The following is a 21,429-nucleotide window of genomic DNA, read 5'->3' as shown; positions in this document are numbered from 1 at the left end:
GTGGCCGCGTCAACGTGGATCTATGCGAACGATGAACGTCCCGTGAGCGTTGCACTCCGCACCCGGGCAGGTCAGTCCCCGTCCACACACTCCTGACTCCCGGGTCACCGAACGTTCATACGGCCGGCATGTCGGGCCCGATCCGGCTCCGTACGGCTGTCTGGACTTCGGCCTCCTCGGCCGGATCCGCCGCCAGCCTGCGCAGCTGATCGACCACACGCGCGTCACCGGTCTCGGCATGCCGGGCGGCGATCTCGCGGGTGGTCTCCTCGCAGTCCCAGAGGCACTCGACGGCGAAGCCCGCGGCGAAGGAGGGGTCCGTGACGGCGAGGGCACGTGCGGCGCGCTGCCGCAGATGTGACGACGCGGTCTCGCGGTAGATGTGCCGCAGCACAGGGGCGGCGCAGGCGATGCCGAGCCGTCCGGTGCCGTCGACGAGGGTCCACAGGGTCGGCGCGTCGGGGCCCTCGCCCCGTACCGCCTCGCGCAGGGCGGCCAGGACCGGATCGCGGTCCTGTGCGCCGCCCCGGCAGGCGAGTACGCGGCCCGCGGCGGCGCCGAGGGCGTCGGGCCGGTGCGCCCAGCCGCGGGCCCGGTCGACGGCGGCGGCGCTCCGCATCCGTTCGAAGGCGTCGACGGCGGCCTCGGCGACGGGCGTCGACCCGTCCGCGACGGCCGCCTCGATCAGGTCGAGGGCGTCCGGGTCGTTGCCGTCGGCGAGGTAGCGCAGAGCCGTGCAGCGCGCGCCCTCCCCGCCGTGGCGCGCGGCCTCGACGATCTCGGGACGGTCCTCGGGTCCGGCGACGGCGGTCAGGCAGCGGGCGGCGGGGACGTGCAGCGCGGCTCCGCGTTCGATGCCCTGCTGGGCCCATGCGAAGACGGCTTCGACGCTCCACCCGGGGCGGGGCCCCGAGGGTCGCATCTGCCGTTGCCAGCGGTCGAAGGACCCGGCTTCCTGGGCGGCGCGCACACGCGTGGCGATGGACGTACGGGAGTCGTCGGCCCACAGCCGCCACGGCCGTGGCTCGAAGGAGTCGCGTACGACGGCGGCGAGGGCGGCGTCACCCTCGGGATCGGCCGGGAACCGGGCGAGCACGGGGGCGGCGAGGGCGCGCAGGCCCGCGTCGTCGTCGCGCAGGGCCAGCTCGTCCAGGGCCCAGGCCCAGTTGGAGCCGACCGCGGCGTACCGGCGCAGCAGTGCGAGCGCGTCGCGCCTGCCGTAGGAGGCGAGGTGTCCGAGGACCGCGAGGGCGAGCCCTGTGCGTGACTCGCAGTCGTCGAGGATGTCCTCGGCGTCGAAGAGGTGCCGCTCGATCTCGTCGAGCTCGCCACTCAGATCGAGATAGAGACGGGCGTAGTACAGGGAGCGGTTCTCCACCTGCCAGTCGTGGCGTGGGTCCCTGAGAACGCAGTGGTTCAGTGCCGCGAGCGCTTCGGCCCGCGGTGCGGTGAGTGCGTGCAGCGTGCCGTCGCCGCGGCCCCTCTGGAGAAGGCCGAGCAGGGTTCCGCTGGGCGCTATGACCGGATCGAACATGGGAAACAGCCTCACATCAAGCGTCGACGCAACCGGGATCCTGCATTACCTGGCCGCGTGACAACACGTCGGGGCGCCCGCCGTCTCTTGCTTGCTGTAGACCATCTTCCTCTGCCTCTCGTCGGTGGCCCATGCGGGCCGAGTCACGGCCCGCGCGGTGCGGCAACTTCTGCCCAGCCATCGCGTCCGTGAATCACGTCGTCATGATGACTCGGCGGTTCTTCCTGCCGCGACCGTATTTCCGGCGGCCCCGTTCCGCCTCCCTTTTTTCGTGCGTTTCGCCTGGTCAGGGCGTTCGATTCATGACGTGCCGAACAATTCGAGCAGGTCCGTCTTGGCGAACATGCGCGCCGTGTCGACAGCCGACGGGGTGCCCGCGGCCGGATCGGCGCCGACGGCCAGGAGGACCCGGATGACGGCCTCCTCGCCCTTGAAGACGGCTCCGGCGAGGGGGGTCTGGCCCCGGTCGTTGACACGGTCGGCCTCGGCGCCGCGCTCCAGCAGGGCGCGGACCGCGTCGGCGTGCCCGTGGTAGGCGGCGAGCATCACGAGCGAGTCGCCGCGGTCGTTGGTGAGGTCGGCCGGGACGCCGGCGTCGACATACGCCACGAGCGTCTCCGTCTCGCCGCGTCGCGCCAGATCGAAGATCTTGGTCGCGAGCTCCACGACCTCGGGGTCGGGGACTTCGCTCATCTGCCGGACCGCCTCTCACTGCAACCATTCGGGTGAATCGACAGGGTACTGGCTCCGGGGGCACATCACAGGCACCCTCAGCGGCAAAGATCACAAAGTGCGCATCGAGCGCAACTGAGCAGCTCAGGCGGCGCAAGACAGCTCCGTCGCGCGGGTGAAATCAGAAGCTTTTCACCCAGTTGCACCTTTTATCGTATGGATACATGCTGTGATTCTGGGACAACTCATGGTGACCGTCCCCACGAACCAGGAGAGCTCAAATGATTCTGTCCATGTCCGGCGTCGTCCTTCTCGGCATCATCGTCTTCCTCTTCTTCAAGAAGGATGGGCTGAAGGCGTCGCACGCCTTCGTGGCCGCGCTCTTCGGCTTCTACCTCGCCAGCACGGCCATCGCGCCGAGCATCAAGGCCGGCGGGGAGAGCCTGGCGGGCCTCCTCGGCGGGATCAAGTTCTGACGACGTCCCCACCTCGTACGCACCTCCAGGAGACAGCAGTGGCTCGGCGCCCTCTCCCCCGCATCCTCAGCAACGGCACCGCACAGATCGCCAAGAGCCGGGAGCTGGCCCGGACGGCAGCCGACAGCGCCACCGATGTCCTCCATCCGCTGATCACGGTGACCCGTGGACTGCGCCGGCTGGCAGCCGCCGGACGGCGCAAGTGGGCCGCCACCCCCAAGGACCGTCGCGGGCCGCTGCTCTTCCTGGTGGCCTCGGTGGTCCTGATCGTGGCCCTGGTGCCGTACGGACCTCTGCTCGCCGTCATCACTTTGATGGCGGCGGCGGCCTGGGCCGGTCGCGAGCGCACCCCACCGCCCGCGACCGGCCCGGACGAGGCGCAGACCGGACGCCTCCAGTCGCTCTACGAGGCACTCGTCCCGTACTTCTCCACGGCCGACGACCCCGCTCCCCTGTACGCCCACGGCGGCGACTGGGAGAAGGCCTTCGCCTCGTACGACTTCGACGACGACGGACGGATCTCCCGTCTGCACCTCCACTACCCGGCGTACTTCACGGACAGCGAGCCGGACTCCCGCGCGCGTATCGAACAGCTCCTGCACGCCAAGTCGGGCCGCGGCCGTGAGTACCACTTCGACTGGGACGAGGAGGGCAACGAACTCACCGTCACGGTCCTCGCGCCCCTGCCCACCGACATCGCCGCCCAGCGCTTCGTCACCGCGCCCGGCGAGACGGTCCTCGGATTCACCGATCCGGCCGACGTCCAGCGCACGCTCCCCCTCACCCACGGCGAGGAGCGGCGCGACGTTCCGCCGGTCGTCTGGCGCACGGGCGCCCGCTCCACCGAGCCGCACCTGCTGATCACGGGCGAACCGGGCACCGGCACGACCACACTCCTGCGCTCCATCGCCCTGCAGTCCCTCCAGCACGGCGATGTCGTCGTCGTCGACGGCGGCGGCACCGGCGAGTACGCGTGCCTGACCGGGCGGGAGGGCGTCCTGGCCGTCGAGTGCTCGACGGGCGGGGCACTCGCCAGCCTGGAGTGGGCGGCGCACGAGACCGAGCGGCGGCTGATCGCCGCGAACCGCGCCCGCCAGGCGGGACATCCCGCCCCCGACGACATCAGGACCCCTCTGTGGATCCTGCTGGACCGGCCGAGCGCGCTCGGCCATCTGGCCGCCGCCGACGGGCGCAAGGACCCGCAGTCGCTGCTCCAGGTCCCGCTGCGGCACGGCCGCGCGGCGAACGTCACGGTCGTGGTCGCCGAGCACTTCGAGAACCTCGACTTCCTCGGCGACGCGGTACGCGGGCACACCCGCGCGCGCGTGGTGCTCGGCCCCGCCTCGGCCGCTCAGCTGGAAGCGGTCCTGGGCGCGCCCCCGCACACCACCCCGACCCGGGACGTGCCCCCCGGCCGCGGCTACGCGCGCCTGGGCACCGGCCCCGTACTGCGCCTCCAGGTCCCCGCCACACCGGACCCGTACGACGACGCCACGAGCGAGGCGCAGCGGCGGGCGGTGCTCGCCCTGCTGCCGGAGCGCACGACACCGGCGGACGCGGAAAAGGTGCCCTCCGAGGTCGCCGAGGTCGCCGGGGTCGCGGTGGCCGAGGGGTAGGAGTGAGGCACCGGCTCCGAGGTCCACGCGTACCGGCGGGGCCGGAAACCCGCCTGGGTTTCCGGCCCCGCCTGCATCTGTTCCTCACCCGAACATCCCCGGCGTCCGCGCCCCCGGACACCGCCCCGGACTCGGCGCCCGGGACTCGGCCTCCCGAACTCGACTCCCCTGACTCCGCTCCCCGGGGTTCCGTACGGCTACGCCACGAACGTCCGGGGCCCCTCGTCCCCTCCGCTCGCGCCGGTCTCCACCAGCCGAGCAGCCGCGGCCAGTCGCGCCGCCGCCTCGTCCGCGACCGCGCCGCCCACCGTGAACGGCAGCCGCACATATCCCTCGAAGGCGCCGTCCACGCCGAACCGGGGCCCCGAGGGCACCCGCACGCCCACGCGCTCGCCGACCTCGGCCAGCCGCGACCCGGACAGACCGCCCGTACGCACCCACAGGGTGAGACCGCCGCGCGGGACGGAGAACTCCCACCGGGGCAGCTCCCTTCGGACGGCCGCGACGAGGGCGTCGCGGTTCTCGCGGGCCTGGCCGCGCCGGATGTCGACGGCCTCCTCCCAGCCCCCCGTGCTCAGCAGCCAGTTCACGGCGAGCTGTTCCAGCACGGGAGTGCCGAGGTCGGCGTAGGCGCGCGCGGCGACCAGACTGCGGATGACGTCGGGCGCGGCCCGCACCCAGCCGATCCGCATGCCCGCCCAGAAGGCCTTGCTCGCCGAACCCACGGTGATCACGGTCGAGCCCGCCGGATCGAAGCCGCACACGGGGCGCGGCATCTCCAGTCCGTCGTCCAGGTGCAGTTCGCTCATCGTCTCGTCGACGACGAGGACCGTGCCGGCCGAGCGCGCCGCGTCCACGAGCCCGCGCCGCTGGTCCTCGCCGGCGAGCGCGCCGGTGGGGTTGTGGAAGTCGGCGACGACGTACGCGAGCCGGGGCGCGGCGTCCCGCAGGACCTGGCGCCAGCGGTCCATGTCCCAGCCGGCCAGCCCCTCGGCCATCGCGACGGGCACCAGCCGGGCGCCGGCCTCCCTCATCAGCTGGAGGATGTTGGCGTAGGAGGGGGACTCGACGGCGATGCGTTCGCCGCGGCCCGCGAAGAGATGACAGATCGCGTCGATCGCGCCCATCGCCCCGGTGGTCACCATGATCTGTTCGGGCATGGTGGGGATACCGCGCGCCGTGTACCGCTCGGCGAGCATGGCGCGCAGCGCGGGGAGGCCGGCGGGGTAGTCGCCGTGCGTGTGCGCGTACGGGGGCAGTTCCTCCAGGGCGCCCTGGACGGCGCGGGTCAGCCAGGGCTCCGGCGCGGGCAGCGCCGCGCAGCCGAGGTCGATCATCGAACCGAGGGTCTCGGGGGGCAGGGGTTCCAGACCGCGCGCGGGCAGCGGATTCCCGGCGGGGACCGCGGTCCAGCTCCCGGCTCCGCGGCGCGACTCCAGGAAGCCCTCCGCGCGCAGCGCCTCGTAGGCCGCGGCGACGGTCGTACGGCTGACGGACAGGGCCAGCGCCAGTTCCCGCTCGGCGGGCAGTCGCGCGGCGACCGGCACCCGCCCTTCGAGCACGAGCAGCCTGACACCGTCGGCGAGCGCGCGATACGCGGGCGGGCGACGGGTGCCCGGGCCCGCGGGGCGCTCCTGCTGGGAGTTGAGGAGCCGGGCGAGCTGCGCGGCCCCCACCGCCGAAGTCCACTGCGCCATGATTCCAGTCCACCTTCCCCGAATTGGCCATGGATACGACCACTTCTCAAGCCACAGAGTGTCATGCGCCAGGCCACTACCACCACCGGGGGCATCCCTTGTCCACACGTTCCGAGTCCGCACCCGCCGAGGCTCCCGGGTCCGGACGGCTCCCCCGCCGTCTCGTCCAGCTCTACGCGGGGCTCGCCCTGTACGGCGCGAGCGCGGCGCTCCTGGTGGAGGCGGGTCTCGGTCTCGAGCCGTGGGGCGTGCTGCACCAGGGCCTCGCCGAGCTGACCGGTCTGACGATCGGTGTCGTGTCGATCATCGTGGGGGCCGCGGTGCTGCTCCTGTGGATCCCGCTGCGCCAGCGGCCCGGTCTCGGCACCGTCTCCAACGTCTTCATGGTCGGCCTGGCCATGGACGGCACCCTGGCGCTGATCCCGGACGTCCACTCCCTGGCCCTGCGGATTCCGCTGCTGGTGGCGGGGGTCGTGCTGAACGGCGTGGCCACGGGCCTGTACATCTCGGCCAGCTTCGGTCCGGGTCCCCGCGACGGCCTGATGACGGGACTGCACCGGCGTACGGGCCGCTCGGTCCGTCTGGTGCGCACGGTGCTCGAAGTGGCCGTCGTCGCGACGGGCTTCGCGCTCGGCGGGACGGTCGGAGTCGGCACGGTGCTCTACGCCGTCGCCATCGGACCCCTGGCCCAGCTCTTCCTGAAGGTGTTCGCCGCCCGTCCGGCACCGCTCCGCAGCGCCGTTGTCGCCCCAGGTCAACCCGAGCGCGCCATACTGCCCGGGTGAGCACGCGCACTCTTCACCCCTACCTCGACCACCCCGGCCCGATCCCCTTCGCCCACCGCGGCGGGTCTGCGGACGGCCTGGAGAACACCCTCACGCAGTTCCGGCGGGCGGTGAACGCCGGATACCGCTACATCGAGACCGACGTGCACGCCACGGCGGACGGCAGGCTGGTCGCCTTCCACGACACGACCCTCGACCGGGTGACCGACGGCGCGGGCCGGATCGCGGACCTCCCCTGGGACGACGTGCGCCAGGCGCGCGTGGCGGGCAAGGAACCGGTCCCCCTCTTCGAGGACCTGCTCGAAGAGTTTCCCGAGACGCGCTGGAACGTCGACGTCAAGGCAGAACCCGCGCTCGTCCCGCTGCTCGACCTGATCGACCGCACCGACGCCTGGGACCGCGTCTGTGTCGGTTCGTTCTCCGAGGCCCGCGTGACCCGTGCCCAGCATCTCGCCGGGCCGCGCCTGGCGACCTCGTTCGGCACCCGGGGGGTGCTCAACCTGCGGCTGCGTTCGTGGGGCGTGCCGGCCGCGGTGCGCCGCTCGGCGGTCGCCGCCCAGGTCCCCGAGACGCAGTCGGGCGTGCCGGTGGTCGACCGCCGCTTCGTGCGGGCCGCCCACGCGCGTGGGCTCCAGGTGCACGTGTGGACCGTGAACGAATCGGAACGCATGCACCGGCTCCTGGACCTGGGAGTCGATGGCATCATGACCGATCACATCGACACACTGCGCAAGGTCCTGGAAGACCGGGGCACCTGGTTCTGAGCCTCCTCGCGCGGTCCGTTCACGGAGAAGCGAGGGCACGGGTGAGCACGGACACCGTGCGGGCGGGGGCGGCCGAGGAGGCCGCGGAGCGCCGGCGAGAACAGCGCGGCTGGTACTTCTACGACTGGGCCTGCTCCGTCTATTCGACGAGCGTGCTCACCGTGTTCCTGGGCCCCTATCTGACGGCGGTGGCCAAGCACGCGGCGGACGCGGACGGGTTCGTCCACCCGCTGGGGATACCGGTCCGCGCCGGCTCCTTCTTCGCGTACGCGGTCTCCGCCTCGGTGATCGTGTCCATCTTCGTGATGCCGATGGCCGGCGCCGCCGCCGACCGCACGGGCCGCAAGAAGCCGCTGCTCGCGGCGGCGGCCTATCTGGGCGCCGGAGCCACCACGGGCATGTTCTTCCTGGACGGCGACCGCTACCTGCTGGGGGGACTGCTGCTGATCGTCGCGAACGCCTCGCTGGCCGTGTCGATGGTGCTGTACAACTCCTACCTCCCGCAGATCGCCCCGCCCGAGGAGCGCGACGCCGTCTCCTCCCGGGGCTGGGCCTTCGGGTACGCGGCGGGCTCGCTGGTCCTGATCGCGAACCTGATCCTGTTCACGGCTCATGACAGTTTCGGCGTCTCCGAATCGACGGCCGTGCGTATCTGTCTGGCTTCGGCGGGTGTCTGGTGGGGCGCCTTCACCCTCGTACCGCTGAGGCGGCTTCGCGACCGCCGTACGCCCTCCGCCGGGCGGGCGTCCGCACACGGATGGCGGCAGCTGGCCGCGACGGTGCGCGACATGCGCGGCCAGCCGCTCACGCTCTCCTTCCTCCTCGCCTACCTCATCTACAACGACGGCATCCAGACGGTCATCTCGCAGGCCTCGGTCTACGGCTCGGAGGAGCTGGGCCTCAGCCAGTCGACCCTGATCACAGCCGTACTCCTGGTCCAGGTGCTCGCGGTCGGGGGCGCACTGGGCATGGGCCGGCTGGCCCGCACGTACGGCGCCAAACGCACCATCCTCGGCTCACTCGTCGCCTGGACGCTCACCCTCGCCGCCGGGTACTTCCTGCCCGCCGGCGCGCCCGTGTGGTTCTTCGTCCTCGCCTCGGGCATCGGACTGGTCCTGGGCGGCAGCCAGGCGCTGTCGCGCTCCCTGTTCTCGCACCTCGTGCCGAGCGGCAAGGAGGCCGAGTACTTCTCCGCGTACGAGATGAGCGACCGCGGGATGAGCTGGCTCGGCCCGCTGCTGTTCGGACTGACCTACCAGCTGACGGGAAGTTATCGGGACGCGATCATCTCGCTCGTGGTCTTCTTCGTCATCGGCTTCGTCCTGCTCGCGCGGGTGCCGGTGCGCCGGGCGGTGCGGGACGCGGGCAATCCCGTACCCGAGAGGATTTAGCGCCGGGGGCCAAAGAGCGGTAGTGTACGCGTTTGGCCTGCCTGCCGTACCGTTACTGCGCGTCAATGATACTGAAGCGTTGGGTGACATCTGATGCCAGATGTGACAAACCGGGCGACGGTGGGTACAACAAGGGGCGGCTACGACGGCGACGCATGACCCATCAACGGGAATCTTTACCGCCGACCGGACGTTGACCGGATGACGACGACAGCGACACCTGTCCTGTGGGCGACAAGCCCGGGAGGCACGATTCATGAGTGAGCGAGCTCTTCGCGGCACACGCCTCGTAGTGACCAGCTATGAGACGGACCGCGGCATCGACCTGGCCCCGCGCCAGGCCGTGGAGTACGCATGCGAGAAGGGGCATCGTTTTGAGATGCCCTTCTCGGTGGAGGCCGAAATTCCGGCGGAGTGGGAGTGCAAGGTCTGCGGGGCCCAGGCACTCCTCGTCGACGGCGACGGCCCTGAGGAGAAGAAGGCGAAGCCCGCGCGCACGCACTGGGACATGCTGATGGAGCGGCGCACTCGCGAGGAGCTCGAAGAGGTCCTCGAGGAGCGTCTGGCCGTTCTTCGCTCCGGCGCGATGAACATCGCGGTGCATCCGCGGGACAGCCGCAAGTCCGCCTGACCCCTTCGAGGGTCGAGCGGCATACAACGCACGCCGAGACCGCGAGCACCGTACTTCAGGTACGGGGCTCGCGGTCTCGTGCGTTCGGGTGCGTTCCGGTGCCTTCGGTACGGGAAACGGCGCCCCCGAATCCACCGGAAGCCGGAAGTGGATTCAGGGGCGCCGTTTGCCGTACCGCCGCCAGGGCACCGGCGGCGGTACGGAGGGGCTGCCGGAAGACTGCTAGCGGTTCAGCGGCGGGTAGGTGCCGCCGGGCTCGCGCGGGGCCTCGTCCCTGATGACCTCGCCCTGCACCACCTTGCCGTCGGGGCGGTGCATACGGGCCTGCTGGAAGGCGTCGCCGACGGAACCGGGGGCCGCCAGCCGCATCCTGCGCTCGAAAGCGCGCTGTCCGTAGCGGCTGACGCCCTTCTGGACCGGCGGGACCAGCAGCAGCAGGCCGATCGCGTCGGAGATCAGACCCGGGATCATCAGGAGCAGGCCACCGAGCATCGTCAGGCCGTTGCCCCGGCCGCCGTCGCCGGGGGACGTGACACCGCCCTGTGCCTGTTGCAGCGTCTGACTGAGATTGCGGAAGGCCCGGCGGCCGGCCCGCTTGATGACCACGGCGCCGAGGACGAACCCGGCGACCAGCAGCAGGAACACCGTGAAGCCGCTCGTGGCACGCGCGACGAGCGTCAGCAGCCAGATCTCCAGCACCAGCCACACCGCGACACCGAGCGGCAGGAACGTACGCAGCCGCGAGCGCCGCGGACGGGAGGGGGTGGGGGTCGGAACGCCTGTCGTCATGCTCCCAGTGTGCCTGGGCGTGCCTCAGTTCGGGATAAGCGGACGCTCAACCCCGTCGGCGGACGCCGGTCCCCGCCCCGGCGGCACCGCTCACGCCCCCTGACCGTGGCCGGCCGCCGCGCCCCTCGGGCGTCGGCGCGGCTCACGGGCGTCGGCGCGGCTCACGGGCCCGTCGTGCCGCCCGGACGGACCGGTGAGCCTCGCGCGCGGCGCCCGGACTGTGTCAGGACTGCTTGCGGCGGGCGGTGATCCGGCCGACCCGCTCGCCCACACCCCAGGTGGTGACGCGCCACAGCGCCTCCACGAGGATGTCGCGGCTCATCTTGGAGTCGCCCAGTTCACGCTCGACGAAGGTGATCGGAACCTCGACCACGTGGTAGCCCGCCTTCACCGCGCGGCGGGCCAGATCGACCTGGAAGCAGTAGCCCTGGGAGGCGACCTCACCGAGGCCGAGGCCTTCGAGGGTCTCGCGGCGGAAGGCGCGGTAGCCGCCGGTCACGTCCCGGATCGGCACGTCGAGCAGGACGCGGGAGTACAGGCTGCCGCCGCGCGAGATGAACTCGCGGGACTTGGGCCAGTTCACCACGCGGCCGCCGGGCACCCAGCGCGAGCCGAGGACGAGGTCGGCGCCCTTGAGCGCGGTCAGCAGCCGGGGAAGTTCCTCCGGCTGGTGCGATCCGTCGGCGTCCATCTCGACGAGTACGCCGTACCCGTGCTCCAGACCCCAGCGGAACCCCGCGAGGTAGGCGGCACCGAGCCCTTCCTTGCCCTTGCGGTGGAGGACCTGGACGTTCTCGTCGTCGGCGGCCAGCTCGTCGGCGAGCTTGCCCGTGCCGTCGGGGCTGTTGTCGTCCGCCACCAGAACGTGCGCCTCGGGCACGGCGGATCGCACCCGGCCGACGATCTTCTTGATGTTCTCCGCCTCGTTATAGGTCGGAATGATCACCAAGGCCGTGCCGAGCGGACCGAACCGCCTCCCCTGGGCTTCCGCCGCGAGGGTCCCGTCGCCGTCGTTCACTGCTGCCCCTTCGTATCCGTACGCAGGGCTCCACCATAGTGCGCCCAGCCTGCGCCATTGCGTCGCGGCGGCCCTACAGGGGTGTCGATTCGCCAAGAGGCGGGTAAGAGCGGACGCGCCGGAGCGAAAATCGCGTCCTTCGGATCGGGGCCCGGCGCCCTTCGGGCCGACCTGGGACCCGCTGGCTGCGGGTCGACCGAAAGCCGTTGTCTACTGAACGTCCGGGCCCCACCCGGGTCGCACCTGCCGACGTGTCGGAACGTTCCCTCGCCTCGCGGCGCCGGCGCTGGGCCTGGCTTCCCAGTGGCGGTGCGCCGGTGCGACGCACCACCCCTGACCCAGCGGCGCCACGAGGCCGTGCGGAGTTCCCCGGTCGGCCGTCCGGTGGTGGACCCGGCCGAACCTACCCGCCTCCCTCGGCAGGCTGTCAACACTGGCTTGATCTGCGTCTTTTCCGACAAAGCCCAGGTCAGCGCCGAGGATGCGCAGGTCGAACGACGGGGTGCCGGGCCCTGCGGGAGCACCGGGCACCCGGGGACATCACTCGTTAGGCCGTACGAATACCGTCCGTCCGCCGACCACGGTGCGCAGGCAGACGGGCAGGTCGCCGCCGGGGGTCAGATCCGGGAGTCCGGGTGTGCCGGAGCGAGGGTCGGTGGACCAGCGCGCGACCCGGTCGTCGGGGGCCTGCACCACGAGACGGCCGGTGCGCCACACGGCGTAGTCCGCGGGCGCGCCGGGCACCAGGACGCCCGCGTCGTCGCGTCCCACGGCCCGCCAGCCGCCCCGCGTGTGGGCCGTGAAGGCGGCCCGCACGGACACCCGGTGCTCGGGCGTGCGGTGGAAGGCCGCCGCCCGCACGGTGCCCCACGGGTCGAGCGGGGTCACGGGGCTGTCGGACCCGAAGGCCAGCGGCACCCCGGCGCGCAGCAGGGCCGCGAACGGGTTGAGGGTGCGGGCCCGCTCGGCACCCAGGCGCTGGGCGTACATGCCGTCCTCGCCGCCCCACAGCGCGTCGAAGGCGGGCTGCACGGAGGCGGTGAGGCCGAGTTCGGCGAAGCCCGCGACGGTCTCCGGGGTGAGCATCTCGGCGTGCTCGACGCGGTGCCGGGCGGCGCGCACACGGGCCAGGCCGACCTTCTCGGCGGCGGCGCGGACGCCCTCGGTCACCGAGGCCACCGCGGCGTCCCCGATGGCGTGGAAGCCCGCCTGGAGGCCCGCCTCGGTGCAGGCGACGACATGCGCGGCGACGGCGTCCGCGTCGAGGTGGACGACGCCCGTGTGGTCCGCGTCGAGGTACGGCTCGTGCAGACAGGCGGTGTGCGAGCCGAGGGAGCCGTCGACGAACAGGTCCCCGGCCGCTCCGACCGCGCCGAGGGCCCGCGCCTTCTCGATATCGCGGTCGGCCCAGTAGCCGACGACCCTCGGTCCCGGTTCCTCGGCGGCGAGCCGCAGCAGTCCGGTGAAGTCGTCCTCGGAGGAGATCTCGGGGCCCGCGCACTCGTGCACGGAGCCGATGCCGAGCGAGGCGGCGTGGGCGAGCGCGGCGCGCTGGGCCTCGGTGCGCTGCGCGCCGCCGATCGCGCCGAGCGCCGCCGCGCGCACGGCGTGGTGGGCGTCGCGGGTCAGGGGGCCGTCGGGCACGTACCCGGCGAGCGCCGTGACGCCGGGGACCAGGTCCAGGAGGGCGGTGGTGGCGACGGCGGAGTGCACGTCGATACGGGAGAGGTACAGCGGGCGTCCGCCGGTCGCGGCGTCGAGTTCGGTGCGGGCCGGGGGGCGTCCGCCGGGCCAGCGGGCCGCGTCCCAGCCGTGGCCGAGCAGCACCCGGTCGGCCGGACGGGCGGCGGCGAAATCACGGACGAGGGCGAGCGCCGCGTCCAGGGACGGCGCGTCGGACAGGTCGAGGCCGGTGAGGGCCAGTCCGGTGGCGGTGGTGTGCACATGCGCGTCGGTGAACGCCGGGGTCACCAGGGCGCCTTCGAGGTCGACGACGTCGTCGACGCCTTCGGCGAAGGCGTCGGCCGCGCCTTCCGAACCGACCCAGGCGACTTGCCCCCGTTCCACGACCATGGCGGTGGCGAAGGGGTCGGCGGGGCTGTGGACTTCTCCACCGCGCAGCAGCACGGTGTCCGACGGGGCGGTGCTCTCACTCATGGGAACAGTCTCACGCCTGCGGACGGCCGGTCGTCGCCCGGGTGGGGTCGACACGGCGTGGCGGCCGGGTGCGCCCGTCCGTCCGGAGGGATCCACGTGATCGCGCGCCCTGGTCCCGGCGGTCCCTCAGATGCGGGGCGGGCGGGATTCGTACGGAGTCGACAGGACGACGGTGGTACGCGTCGACACACCGGCGAGCGCCCGCAGTCGCCCGAGGAGTTCCTCGAGTTCGTGCGGGGTCGAGACACGCACCTTGAGGATGTAGTTCTCGTCGCCCGCCACACTGTGGCAGGCCTCGATCTCCGGTACGCCCGCGAGGCGTTCGGCGATGTCGTCGGGGGCGCTGGGGTCGAACGGCTTCACCGAGATGAAGGCGGTCAGGGGCAGCCCGACGGCTTCCGGGTCCACGACCGCGGCATAGCCCCGGATGACGCCGCGCTGCTCGAGACGGCGCACCCGCTGATGCACGGCGGACGTGGACAGGCCCGTGGCCTTGCCCAGGTCGGTGTAACTCATCCGCCCGTCTGCGACGAGCAACTGCACGATCTGTCGGTCCAGCTCCTCCATGGCGCAAGAACCTACAGGGCCGCCGAACCCCCGGATACCTCAGCGGCGCAGGTCATACCCGCTTTGTGATGTGGACGGGCGTCGCTCGCACGTCATCCGGCCGCCAAGTTCCGCGGGGCGCCGGGCACCTGCGGACGGCATGTGACGAACGACACATGAATGCAACCGGGTCGGCGATGTTCACGTGATTACCTCAGAGACCGGACGGGAAGTGCTTGCTGTGGTCGAGGTCGCAGCGCCTTGTCGGCCCACCCGAGGGGGAGAATCCCATGCAGAGTCTTAAGCGCCCTGGTCGTACCGCACCCAAGCGGCAGCAGGCCGTTCTCGAACCCGAGCCGGAGGGCGTCGAATCCGACGACCTGGACGGTGACGAGTTCGACGCGTACGACACGTTCGAGATGTACCGGGTGATCTGCCCGGACTGCGCGCAGCCCATCGCGCTGCTCGCGGACGAGGAGGTCCTGCCGGAGCACGCCCTGTGCGCCTCCCCGTGGAATCCGTTCGGGCTCACCGTCTGTTCGGGCACGGGCCGTGCGGCCGCCGAGGCGCGGTCCGCGGACGACTCCGCGGAACCCCAGCAGCAGGACACCGCCCTCCTGTTGACGCTCCCTCAGGGTCTGAACTGGCGTACGCAGCCGTTCTCCCACGTGGGCGGGCCGGGCTCGACCCCCATGCGGGTCTCCGAGATGCGGCGCGCGGCCTGACCGCTCGGCACGTTCGGCGGGTGTCGCCCGCTTCGTCCCCGTAGCTGCCCTGCACCACGGCCCGCAGGCTGCCGTGGTGCAGGATCAGCATGTCCGGGTCCGGGGGACGCCCACCTCGCCGAAGCGCACCCGGCGGTAGGCGATGCGGCAGCCTGACGATCGCCTGCCGCAGTGCGGCGTACAGCGTGCAGAAGTCCATGTCGCGGGGCATGCGGCCGGTGGGGCACGCGCAGCGGGCCTCGACGCGGTCGCGGCACAGGAAGCCGGGCCGTCCGCGCTGCCCGAACCCCCGGTCAGGTCCTGGAAGATGTGGTGCAGGCAGGCGGTCCAGCCGAGGCCGGCCTCGCGCGGGGCCGGTGCCGCCATCGACCGCGGCAGTCGATGTCGTCCGGAAGGACGCGCCCCGGTGGTGGAATTGACGGTACGTCAGATGCTTGCCGGGGCCGGACAGCGCGCCTCCTCGGGGCCCTCACAAGGGTCCCGTCGCGAACACACACCCGATTCCACGCGCGGGTGACCTGTCCGCCCGCCCGCACGTTGCCCCGGCATGAGCCCCACACCTTCCGCCACCGGGCGCCGCCGCCGGATCCTCGTCCCGGCTCCGGCGGAATCGGTTCACTGGGTACCGCCGCCACCGCCACCCCCGCCGGCTCAGGATCCGCCCATCTACCGCGCCCTGATGCGCGCCTGGGCCGATCGCGGCCGCACATTGCCGGGGCACCACGACCCCGAGTGGGTGCGTCTGTCGGCGCCGTCGGTGATGTTCGGGTACGGGCAGTTCGGCGCGCTCACGGAACCTCGGGGGGAGGAGCGCTTCGCCCCGGGCCAGGACCCGCGCGACAACAGCCGGTTCGACGCGTCCCGGGATCCGCGGAACGAGTTCGGCATGAGCGCGGACCCGCGCGGCGACCTCAGTCCGTCCCGGGACCCACGAGGTGCCGTGCGATGACCATGCGCTGGATCTGATTGGTGCCCTCGACGATCTGAAGCGCCTTCGCCTCGCGGAGGTACCGCTCGGCCGGGAAGTCGGCGGTGTACCCGTACCCGCCCAGGACCTGGACAGCGTCCGTGGTGACCTTCATCGCCCCGTCCGTGCACAGCAGTTTCGCCATGGCCGCCTGCCGGGAGAAGGGCCGGCCCGCGTCGCGCAGCCGGGCGGCGGACAGACAGAGCGCACGGCCGGCCTCGACCCGGGTGGCCATGTCCGCGAGCAGGAAGCGGAGCCCCTGGAAGTCCGCGATCCGCCTCCCGAACTGGCGTCGGACGGTGGCGTACGCGACCGCCTCGTCCAGCGCGGCCTGGGCCAGGCCTGTCGCGCAGGCCGCGATGCCGAGCCGCCCGGAGTCGAGTGCCGACAGGGCGATCGCGAAACCCCGGCCCTCGTCATCGAGGCGGCGGCCGTCGGTGACCCGCACCCCGTCGAAGTGGACCTGCGCGGTCGGCGAACCCTTCAGGCCCATCTTCCGCTCGGGCGGCGAAGCGCTCAGCCCCTCGGCGTCGCCGGGCACCAGGAAGGCCGTGATGCCCCGCGCGCCCTCGCCGCCGGTTCGCGCGAACACCGTGTAGAAGTCGGCCACCCCGCCGTGCGTGGTCCACGCCTTGGTGCCGGTGACGATCCAGTCGTCCCCCTGCCGCACCGCCTTCGTCCGCAGCGCGGCGGCGTCGGAACCCGAGGACGGCTCGGAGAGGCAGTACGCGCCGAGCAGACCACCGCCGAGCATCGCGGGCAGATGCGCGGCCCGCTGCGCCTCGGTCCCGTGGTTCGCCAGCGCGTGGCAGGCCAGGGTGTGGACGCTGACGCCGAGGCCCACGGTAAGACGGGCCATGGCGAGTTCCTCGAGGACCTGGAGGTAGACCTCGTACGGCTGGCCGCCGCCCCCGTGGGCGACGTCGTACGGCAGTCCGAGCAGTCCGGACTCCGAGAGCAGTCCGAAGAGTTCGCGCGGAAAGCGCCCGGCGTCCTCCTCCTCGGCCGCGTCCGGGGCGATCTCGCGGCGCGCCATGTCACGGACGAGCGCGATCAGGTCCCGGGCCTCGTCCGTGGGCAGCTGACGGTCCACCGGCCGCGGGGCGGGATCGGGCACGGCGACACTCCTCCCTGGTCGGGCACATCGGCGGCGCTCCCCCGGGAGCGACGGCGCCGGGTCTCACCCGGCCCCGCCGATGCTCCCGGTCCCGGTCACGGAACCCGGCGAACGGCGGCCGTGGCGCCGGGAGTACGCCCGAAAGGAGGACCATCCGCTCCGGATGCCGACCAGTCGCCGAGGAGGCGCCGGATTGGTCCAAACCATTGACAGGGTGGTCTAGTCCTCATAGTGTTCCGTCAGTCGTCCCGCCGGGCGTCGGGCGGGGCCACGTACGTGGGATCGAGTTCTTCGACGGCACGCATCGCGCCCCCCAGCATCTTCACCAGCAGTTCGCGCATGGTGTCGCGCGGCAGCACCGGGTGACCGATCCAGTCGAGGGTGGCCCCCTCCACGCTGTGCAGCCAGCCGAGCAGGGCTATGCGCGGCAGCGGTCCGACCCTGCCCCTGCCGTACGCCCCCTCCGCGATCGTCGCGACGATGGCCTCGCGCACCCCGTCGCGGATCGCCTGCACCTCGGTGTCGAAGCCCACGCCGCCCGCGATGATCGTGCGGTACGCGGCCTGGTTGTGCTCGGCATAGCGGAGGTAGCCGTCGATCGTGCGCTGGACCCGCTCCACCGGAGGAAGATCCAGACCGTCGGCGGCCCGGGAGACCAGGTCCGCGACCGAGTCCTCGACGATGGCGAGGTAATAGCCGCGCTTGGACTTGAAGTAGTAGTAGATCAGCCCCTTGGCGACATGAGCCTGCCGTGCGATGTCGTCCATCGACAAGGCGTCGTACGACGTGTCGGCGAACAACTTCCGCCCGATGGCGATGAGTTCGGCGCGACGCGCCAGTGAGCGGTCGGTGCCCCGCGCCCGGGGACGGTCGATCTCGCGCTGTTGACTATTATTCAATTCCGGCCCTGGTCTCCAACTGCCGACGGAACATCCGCAGTATGGCAGAACCGTGCCGACCGTCATCCGGGGGCGATCGGCGCCCCGGCCGTCATGCGGGGCCGCGTGCCGTGGACCCCTGGCGCCGGCGCCGCCTCAGAGCAGACCGAGCCTGGTCACCAGCATCGCCACGACCACCACGAAGATCCAGCCCAGGACGTGTTCGAGGATCTTCGGGCCGTTGTCCTCGGGGCCTCCGGTACGGGTGCGGAGACGAGGGGCGGTGGCGGAACTCGCGGTCATGGCATCTCGCTGACGTAGTGGTGCGGTGACGTCCCCCGCCTCCCGTCGGCTCCCCACCGACCCGACCACCTTGCCACCGGAGCCGCCGGCACCGGTAGAGACCCAGGTCACCTCCGCCGGCCCGGCGGCTCCCGATCCCGCCGGATTCCACCCGGCGGGCCCGCGTGTGCGTCTCGTCACACGGCGCCCAGGACGGCCGGAAGCCCGCCGTGGGCAGGACAGCCGGAAGCCCGCCGCGGGCCAGGCTCCGGCCGGCCCACAGCGGGCTTCGGGATGACTCCGGCCGGCCCACGAACGGGGGTCCGGGCAAGCCCGGGCCCGCCCGACGGGGCCGCGCCTCACATCAGCGGATGCCCACCGCCGCGAGCGCCTTGCGCTGACGCGGCGAGGGATGCGCCGGGAAGTACAGGTAGCAGACCCCGCCGGTACCGGAGACGACCTTCCCGGAGGCGTTGTAGCGCTTGGTCCGCAGCCAGATGTTCTCCCACTCGGAGCGCTTGTAGATCCTGCGCACCGCGTCGTCGCCGGGCGACGCCGGATCGTTGGCGATCACGTCGCCGTCCGCGGTGAACCCTATGACCGTCATGAGGTGGCCCGAGGTGCCGTAACCCGCGCCCGTCAGCTCGGTCTTGAGGAACGACTGGGACGTTATGGCCGGGATGCCGGCGGCGATCAGCGTCTCCAGGTCGGTGAGCGAGCCGAGCCGGGTCACCACGCCCTGGAGGTCCTTGTACGTGGCCGCGTAGGCGGCGTTGAAGGGCCAGTTGCCGCAGCCGGCGTACTGGTAGTCGTAGGTGGAGCGGGCCGCGAGACACACCTGCGGGTCGGCGTACGCCGGGTCGACCCAGGCGAGCTGCTCGGCCGCCGGCCTGCGTCCCCAGTACTCGATGATCATCTGCGAGGAGGTGGGGCTGCACCAGGCCTCGCCGCCGTTGTCGTACTCGGGGTACTGACCGGCGTGGATCTCCTGCGAGTAGCGCGGAACGTTCAGCTCCTGGGCCAGACCCGGGGCCGAGGCGGGGACGGTGAAGCGGTCCGGGATGTCGGAGCCCATCGCGCCCAGCCGCCACACGGTGGGCGTGATCCTGGAACCCGGGGTGCGGTAGAGGGTCAGGCGCAGCCGGTACGAGACGAGGCGCAGGCCGGAGGCGGCGTCGTCGATGGAGAAGGTGTCCGTCCAGATCGTGCTGCGGCCGTCGGTCTGGTCGTCCACGGAGGTGCGCCTGATGTCCTGGTCACCGGAGGCCCAGCGGCCCATCACGTACCAGGGCGTGTCCGTGCCGTCGGAGTAGGTGCCGGTCAGCTCGACCTGGAGCCAGGTACCGGCCGGGGTGTGCGCGTTCCAGGAGGCGATGACCTCCGTGGAGGGGACGGCGAGCCGGTGGACCGGCGAGGTCCAGGTCGCGTACTCCCAGGTCGCGGTCCTGCCGGTGTGCGGGTCGGTGTAGTCCGTCGTGCCGGCCGGGGCTGCGATCACCAGCCCGGGGCGGACGCCCGACACGGCCCGCGCGCCGTGCGCGCTGCCCGCGCGCCAGTCGCTGTACGAGGTCCAGGCGCGGTTGTCGACAAGGCGGCCGGGCGCTCTGGTCCGGCGGGCCGGAGCGGCGGCGGCCGGCGGGCCCACGGCCCCCACCGTCGCCGCGGCCACCGCGGCGGCCAGGACGATTCTGCGGGACGGCTGTTCGGCTCTGCTCATGGGTGGAGAACCCCCAGGTGTCCGGAACGGGCGGGCCCAATGCTCTGTCGTGCGCCAACTATGGACGCCGGAGGGTGACTTCTGCCAGCACTTCGGCCCGTGCCACGCCCCCCAATATTGGTCGGGACCACTGGCATGACCTGGGGCGCCTCGGCCCCCGCCCCTCGGCCCGGCGGGTGCCGGGCCGAGGGGCGGGCGGTCAGACGAGGTCCATGGCGGCGACCTCGTCGGGGCGCCCGTAGCTGACGGGGCCCTGGAAGCGGCGGCGTGCCGTGGCGAACCACCACACCGTCGCGACGATCAGCACCACGGCCAGGGCGATCGAGGCGTAGTTGAAGTTGTCCCCGGTGATCGGTGAGACCTGGGGCAGCATGAAGAGCACGCTGCTGGCGAGGATCCAGGTCACGGCCACCCAGCCGACGGGCTTGCTCCAGCGGCCCAGGTTCCAGGGGCCGGGCTGGAACTCGTCGCCGAGCCGCAGCCGCAGGAAGACCGGCACGGCGTAGGCGAGGAAGAGCCCGACGACATTGACGCTGACGATGGCCGTGAAAGCGGTGTGCGACCACCATCCGGGCAGGACGAGGACCAGCGAGCAGGCGACCGCCAGCCAGACGGCCTTGACGGGTGTACGGGTGCGCGGCGAGACGGAGTGCCACCAGCGGGAGCCCGGCATCGCGCCGTCCCGGGAGAAGGCGAAGATCTGCCGGGTGTTGCTGGTCAGGTTGGCCAGCCCGCAGAACAGCATGGAGCCGATCACGACGAGCAGGATGACCTTAGCCATGCCCATGCCAAGCCCATCGATGAGGATCTGCACGGGCGGCGCCGACGATCCGGCGACCCGGTCATAATCATGAATGCTGTACACAAGGGCAAGCATCAGGATGAGCCCGGTGATCGCCGAATAGGCGATCGAACGGGTGATCCCCTTTGGTGCGTTGACCGTGGCCCGCACCGTTTCCTCGGACATGTGGAAGCTGCCGTCGAAGCCCGTGAAGGTCCAGCTGGTGACCAGCAGACCGAGCATCCCTCCGTAAATCCCGTTCGTGAAACCGGTGTTGTTCGCGAAATGCGTGACGAACGAGGCCGACTGGTGGTCGTCGGGCATCACGGTGAGTGTGCCCACGATCACGACGAGCCCGACCAGCAGCCACCACACGGAGATCCGGTTGAGCACGGCGACGAGCTGGACGGTGTAGGTATTGGCCAAACCCTGGAGCACGATGATCACCGCGGTGATCAGGACCGTCTGCTGGGCGGTCGGCTCGTACGAGTCCCACTGCAGGGCGACGAACGCCTGGATGAAGGTGGCGGCCGCGTAACCGGTGGCCGCCGTGCCTCCCACCTGACCCACGAAATTCAGCCATCCCGTGTACCAGGACCAGGCGCCCTTGTGCCGCTTGGCGAGCTTGCCGGCGGAGAAATAGAGCGCCCCGCTCGTCGGATAGGCGGAGGCGACTTCCGCCATCGCGGCACCGATGAAGAGCACCATCACGGAGACGCCGATCCAGCCGAACACGAGAACGCGAGGGCCGCCGGCGTTCAATCCGAAACCGAAGGACGAGAAAATACCCGAAATGATGTTGATGATCGTGAAGGATATCGCGAAGTTGTCGAATGCCTGGAATCGGCGGGTGAGCTTTCTCGGATATCCCATCGCGTGAAGCGTG

The 21,429-nt window shown here is 71.7% G+C and carries 20 protein-coding genes and 1 pseudogene; 8 read left to right on the top strand and 13 right to left on the bottom strand.

Annotated elements, in window-relative coordinates; translation table 11 throughout:
* Window positions 1-115: 115 nt before the first annotated feature.
* Window positions 116-1,534, bottom strand: a complete 1,419-nt coding sequence (locus tag OG780_RS34060) for a HEAT repeat domain-containing protein (RefSeq protein WP_328454681.1) — start codon at window positions 1,532-1,534, stop codon at window positions 116-118.
* A 300-nt stretch (window positions 1,535-1,834) separates the two neighbouring features.
* The gene (locus OG780_RS34055; protein WP_328454679.1) at window positions 1,835-2,227 is read right to left on the bottom strand and encodes an ankyrin repeat domain-containing protein; all 393 of its coding nucleotides are present in this window, start codon (window positions 2,225-2,227) and stop codon (window positions 1,835-1,837) included.
* A 260-nt stretch (window positions 2,228-2,487) separates the two neighbouring features.
* Between OG780_RS34055 and OG780_RS34050 the strand changes: the two genes are divergently transcribed.
* Both OG780_RS34050 and OG780_RS34045 read left to right on the top strand, forming a co-directional pair.
* Entirely contained in the window at window positions 2,488-2,682 is a 195-nt protein-coding gene (locus OG780_RS34050) for a hypothetical protein (RefSeq protein WP_103549671.1), read from the top strand.
* Between the two features lie 38 nt (window positions 2,683-2,720).
* Window positions 2,721-4,298: a hypothetical protein gene (locus OG780_RS34045; RefSeq protein WP_328454677.1), complete on the top strand. Its 1,578-nt coding sequence runs from the start codon at window positions 2,721-2,723 to the stop codon at window positions 4,296-4,298.
* A gap of 197 nt (window positions 4,299-4,495) precedes the next feature.
* Here the strand turns inward: OG780_RS34045 and OG780_RS34040 are convergent, their stop codons facing one another.
* Window positions 4,496-5,995 carry an SCO1417 family MocR-like transcription factor gene (locus OG780_RS34040; RefSeq protein WP_328454675.1) on the bottom strand — a complete coding sequence of 500 codons (1,500 nt, stop codon included), beginning with the start codon at window positions 5,993-5,995 and terminating at the stop codon, window positions 4,496-4,498.
* A 98-nt stretch (window positions 5,996-6,093) separates the two neighbouring features.
* Between OG780_RS34040 and yczE the strand changes: the two genes are divergently transcribed.
* The 4 genes from yczE (at window position 6,094) to OG780_RS34020 (ending at window position 9,566) form a co-directional block, all read left to right on the top strand.
* Entirely contained in the window at window positions 6,094-6,780 is a 687-nt protein-coding gene (gene yczE, locus OG780_RS34035) for a membrane protein YczE (protein ID WP_328454673.1), read from the top strand.
* Window positions 6,777-7,544 carry a glycerophosphodiester phosphodiesterase gene (locus OG780_RS34030; protein WP_328454671.1) on the top strand — a complete coding sequence of 256 codons (768 nt, stop codon included), beginning with the start codon at window positions 6,777-6,779 and terminating at the stop codon, window positions 7,542-7,544. The genes yczE and OG780_RS34030 overlap by 4 nt, the downstream gene beginning before the upstream one ends.
* A 41-nt stretch (window positions 7,545-7,585) precedes the next feature.
* Window positions 7,586-8,935 carry an MFS transporter gene (locus OG780_RS34025; protein ID WP_328454669.1) on the top strand — a complete coding sequence of 450 codons (1,350 nt, stop codon included), beginning with the start codon at window positions 7,586-7,588 and terminating at the stop codon, window positions 8,933-8,935.
* A 256-nt stretch (window positions 8,936-9,191) separates the two neighbouring features.
* Window positions 9,192-9,566, top strand: coding sequence for an RNA polymerase-binding protein RbpA (locus OG780_RS34020; protein WP_081223278.1), 375 nt, complete (start codon window positions 9,192-9,194; stop codon window positions 9,564-9,566).
* A gap of 222 nt (window positions 9,567-9,788) precedes the next feature.
* Here the strand turns inward: OG780_RS34020 and fxsA are convergent, their stop codons facing one another.
* From fxsA to OG780_RS34000, 4 genes are all read right to left on the bottom strand, one after another.
* Entirely contained in the window at window positions 9,789-10,355 is a 567-nt protein-coding gene (fxsA, locus tag OG780_RS34015) for an FxsA family membrane protein (protein WP_328454667.1), read from the bottom strand.
* Between the two features lie 223 nt (window positions 10,356-10,578).
* Window positions 10,579-11,373 (bottom strand): polyprenol monophosphomannose synthase, encoded by a 795-nt coding sequence (locus OG780_RS34010; protein ID WP_328454665.1) that lies wholly within the window; start codon window positions 11,371-11,373, stop codon window positions 10,579-10,581.
* A 540-nt stretch (window positions 11,374-11,913) separates the two neighbouring features.
* Window positions 11,914-13,530 (bottom strand): amidohydrolase, encoded by a 1,617-nt coding sequence (locus OG780_RS34005; RefSeq protein WP_328454663.1) that lies wholly within the window; start codon window positions 13,528-13,530, stop codon window positions 11,914-11,916.
* Window positions 13,531-13,656: 126 nt separating this feature from the next.
* Window positions 13,657-14,097 (bottom strand): Lrp/AsnC family transcriptional regulator, encoded by a 441-nt coding sequence (locus OG780_RS34000; protein ID WP_037621061.1) that lies wholly within the window; start codon window positions 14,095-14,097, stop codon window positions 13,657-13,659.
* Window positions 14,098-14,366: 269 nt separating this feature from the next.
* Here OG780_RS34000 and OG780_RS33995 point away from each other — a divergent pair, with 269 nt between their 5' ends.
* A complete protein-coding gene (locus OG780_RS33995; RefSeq protein WP_328454661.1) occupies window positions 14,367-14,801 on the top strand; it encodes a hypothetical protein in 435 nt (144 codons plus the stop codon).
* A 40-nt stretch (window positions 14,802-14,841) separates the two neighbouring features.
* Here OG780_RS33995 and OG780_RS33990 read toward each other — a convergent pair.
* Window positions 14,842-15,167, bottom strand: a pseudogene (locus tag OG780_RS33990) (phosphotransferase family protein); the annotation flags it as partial.
* A 181-nt stretch (window positions 15,168-15,348) separates the two neighbouring features.
* Between OG780_RS33990 and OG780_RS33985 the strand changes: the two are divergent.
* Window positions 15,349-15,750, top strand: a complete 402-nt coding sequence (locus OG780_RS33985; RefSeq protein WP_328454659.1) for a hypothetical protein — start codon at window positions 15,349-15,351, stop codon at window positions 15,748-15,750.
* On the opposite strand, the gene OG780_RS33980 is transcribed toward OG780_RS33985, so the two are convergent.
* From OG780_RS33980 to OG780_RS33960, 5 genes are all read right to left on the bottom strand, one after another.
* On the bottom strand, window positions 15,713-16,885 hold the full coding sequence (locus OG780_RS33980; RefSeq protein ID WP_328454657.1) for an acyl-CoA dehydrogenase family protein: 1,173 nt from the start codon (window positions 16,883-16,885) through the stop codon (window positions 15,713-15,715). The two genes, OG780_RS33985 and OG780_RS33980, sit on opposite strands and share 38 nt — an antisense overlap.
* Window positions 16,886-17,124: 239 nt before the next feature.
* Window positions 17,125-17,784, bottom strand: a complete 660-nt coding sequence (locus OG780_RS33975) for a TetR/AcrR family transcriptional regulator (protein WP_328454655.1) — start codon at window positions 17,782-17,784, stop codon at window positions 17,125-17,127.
* 135 nt (window positions 17,785-17,919) lie between these two features.
* Complete coding sequence (locus tag OG780_RS33970; RefSeq protein WP_326788976.1) at window positions 17,920-18,066, bottom strand: SCO1431 family membrane protein; 147 nt, start codon at window positions 18,064-18,066, stop codon at window positions 17,920-17,922.
* Between the two features lie 343 nt (window positions 18,067-18,409).
* Window positions 18,410-19,762, bottom strand: coding sequence for a peptidase C39 family protein (locus OG780_RS33965; protein ID WP_328454653.1), 1,353 nt, complete (start codon window positions 19,760-19,762; stop codon window positions 18,410-18,412).
* A 199-nt stretch (window positions 19,763-19,961) separates the two neighbouring features.
* Window positions 19,962-21,416 carry an amino acid permease gene (locus OG780_RS33960; protein ID WP_328454651.1) on the bottom strand — a complete coding sequence of 485 codons (1,455 nt, stop codon included), beginning with the start codon at window positions 21,414-21,416 and terminating at the stop codon, window positions 19,962-19,964.
* Window positions 21,417-21,429: the final 13 nt, after the last annotated feature.

Source organism: Streptomyces sp. NBC_00386 (assembly GCF_036063235.1).
Taxonomy (GTDB): Bacteria; Actinomycetota; Actinomycetes; order Streptomycetales; family Streptomycetaceae; genus Streptomyces.
This window is presented reverse-complemented; position numbering and strand designations above follow the sequence as displayed.